Here is a 223-nt window from a genome sequence, read left to right on the forward strand (position 1 = left end):
AGTCGGAGCCAATTGAACGCGGCGGGCAACATTAATCTGTTTGCGGGAAATGATTTAATGTTGCGGCAAGCGGGTATCCGGGCGGGACAACAAGTCATGCTCAGTGCGGGTCGCGATATTGATATCTCTCGGCCCAATACACCAGAGAGCCTGTTTTATTTATCCGAATTAGATGGATTAGACAAATTCTCTGAATTAGGTACGCAAATTACCGCGGGTGATC

Annotated in this window: 1 protein-coding gene; it reads left to right on the forward strand. The window is 48.0% G+C overall.

Annotated features, from left to right (window positions below; genetic code table 11):
* The coding region (locus tag SLS51_RS24025; RefSeq protein WP_323840947.1) for a hypothetical protein at nucleotides 1-223 on the forward strand (223 nt) is incomplete at both ends.

This window comes from Photorhabdus africana (genome assembly GCF_035181445.1).
Lineage (GTDB): Bacteria > Pseudomonadota > Gammaproteobacteria > Enterobacterales > Enterobacteriaceae > Photorhabdus > Photorhabdus laumondii.